The organism is Intrasporangium chromatireducens Q5-1 (genome assembly GCF_000576575.1).
Lineage (GTDB): Bacteria > Actinomycetota > Actinomycetes > Actinomycetales > Dermatophilaceae > Intrasporangium_A > Intrasporangium_A chromatireducens.
This window is the reverse complement of sequence record NZ_AWQS01000411.1, coordinates 1-2167: the sequence shown is the minus strand read 5'-3', so window position 1 is coordinate 2167 and position 2167 is coordinate 1. Positions and strand designations below refer to the sequence as shown.

Below are 2167 nucleotides of genomic sequence, written 5' to 3'. Positions count from 1 at the left end.
CTGACCACCCGTGGTGGTCAGGGCCCCTCGTCGTGGCCGCCTCGGTCAGGAGGTCGGCTTGGACTGGACCGTCTTGACGGTCTTCAGCGCGCCGGTCTTGTCGAACTCGTAGACCTCGATCGAGGCGCTGCCCGGCTCACCGGCGGCGGTGAAGTCGAGCGGACCGCTCGCACCGTCGTAGTCGATGTCCTTGCCCTCGTCGATGAGCTTCTTGCAGTCGGCGAAGGAGGTGCACTTCTCGCCGCCCTTGGTGATGTCGTTGACGACCTTCTTGAAGTCGTCGGCCTTGGTCGACTTCGCCTGCTCGGCCGCGAGCGCCATGATGTTGACACAGTCGAAGACCTGCGGGGCGAACTGGACCTCCTTCAGCGACGGCGCGAACGCCTTGAGGTTCTTGATGAAGTCGGGGTTGTCCGCCGAGGCCGGTGCCGTGCCCTTGAACCCGGCGAGCTTGCTCGGGTCGTTGGGGCTGACGAGCTTGGCCAGGTCCGCGTTGCGCAGGCCGTCGGCGCCGTACATGCCGACCTTCTGTGGCGTCAGACCGGCCTCGATGAGGCCCTGGATGATCTGCTTGCCCTCCTCGAAGCCGATGACCACGACGGCGTCGGGCTTCTTGGCGACGATGTTCTGGACTGTCGCGTTGAAGTCGGTCGCCTTGGGGTCGTAGGTCTCGTTGAGCACGACCGAGGCCCCGGCGTTCTGTAGCGCCTTGGCCGTCGCGTCGGCGAGGCCCTTGCCGTAGTCGTCGGCCCGGGCCGTGATGGCGACCTGGCTGTGGCCGTCGGAGACGATCGTGTCGGCGAGGACGGGGCCCTGCAACGCGTCGGACGGCGCGGTGCGGTAGTAGAGCCCGTTGTCCTTGTAGTCGGTGAACGTCGGCGCCGTGTTGGACCCGGAGCACTGGGCGACACCCGCACCGGTCACCTTGTCGATGATGGCGAGGGACATGCCCGAGGCCGCGGCACCGATGATGACGTTGACGCCGGCCGCGAGGACGCGGTCCGCGGACTGGTTGGCGATGGCCTGGTCGTCGGCCTCGTCGCCGCCGACCGGGGCGCCGATCTGCTTGCCGAGGACGCCGCCGTCCTTGTTGATCAAGGAGATCGCGTATTTCACCGCCTCGATCTGGGGCGGGCCGAGATAGGCGAGGCTGCCGGTCTCCGGCAGGACGTAGCCGAACTTCAGCGGCTCTGCCGAGGTGCCGCCTCCGCCCCCCGTGCTCCCGGACGTCGGGTTGCCCCCGCCCGTCCCGGTGCCGCCGCCGCTGCTTCCGCACGCTGCAGCAAGTAGTGTCACAGCCGCAACCGCGGCAGCGGCCCTCATGCCTGTCAAACGCATACTTCGCCTCCCGCAAGAGTCCGGACACGTCTGTGTGCCCGGTGGTTGCGGCCACCCTAGTGCCGCCGGACGGCTCCGGGGAGACATGAGACCAACCTGTGATGCGTGTCGGAAGCCCCTTCCCGCGGGGGGCTACTGTGCGTAAGGTCGGGATGGTGTCTCGGGGTCGCGGTCAGGAGGATGCATGGGCAGGTCAGCAGTCGACGTGCGGCGTGTGGAGGGCTCGCTCCGCGAGCCGTTCATCGAGCTGTGGGTGGCGCACCGGATCGAGTCCGGCACGACCCCGGAGGCGGCTCGGCGCCTCGCCGCTGACGGCACGCTGAACGCGGCCCTCGACCGCTCCGACATCTGCGCCTTCATCGCGCACGTCGACGGCGTGCCGGCCGGTTACGTCGTCGTCGCCGACTCCACCCGCAGCCCGCTCGTCGACGCGCCGTGCGTGTCCATCAGCATGCTGCACGTGCTGCCGGACTACCGCCGCGGCGGGGTGGCCACCGCCCTCCTCGCGACGACGGCCCGCTACGCGGACCGAGTGGGCGCCGGGCACGTCGCGAGCCTCGTGCCGGCCCACGACCGCGAGGCCAACCGGTTCTTCGCCCGGATCGGCTTCGCTCCCGAGACGATCCGCCGCGTCACCGCGGTCGCGACCCTGCAGCGCCGGCTCACCGGTCAGGGCGCGTCCCGGCGCCCGGTCGCCGAGGTGCTCCAGCGCCGCCGTGACCTCCGCGCGCGGTCGCGGTCAGTCACCACGCGCGTGGCCGGCTGAGGCCGCAGCGCACCACACCGAGCGCACCGGAATCAGAGGTATGCCGCTCACCCGAGCCGGGTG

Annotated in this window: 2 protein-coding genes; one reads left to right on the top strand and one right to left on the bottom strand. The window is 70.0% G+C overall.

The window, feature by feature from the left end:
• Positions 1–45: 45 nt before the first annotated feature.
• Positions 46–1296, bottom strand: coding sequence for an ABC transporter substrate-binding protein (locus tag N864_RS21725; protein ID WP_240474448.1), 1251 nt, complete (start codon positions 1294–1296; stop codon positions 46–48).
• 226 nt (positions 1297–1522) lie between these two features.
• Here N864_RS21725 and N864_RS21720 point away from each other — a divergent pair, with 226 nt between their 5' ends.
• Positions 1523–2104, top strand: coding sequence for a GNAT family N-acetyltransferase (locus N864_RS21720; protein WP_034722388.1), 582 nt, complete (start codon positions 1523–1525; stop codon positions 2102–2104).
• The last annotated feature ends 63 nt before the right edge of the window (positions 2105–2167 follow it).

Coding starts and splice junctions, on each gene's coding strand:
- N864_RS21720 (WP_034722388.1), top strand. CDS start 1,523: ATGGGCAGGTCAGCAGTCGACGTGCGGCGTGTGGAGGGCTCGCTCCGC.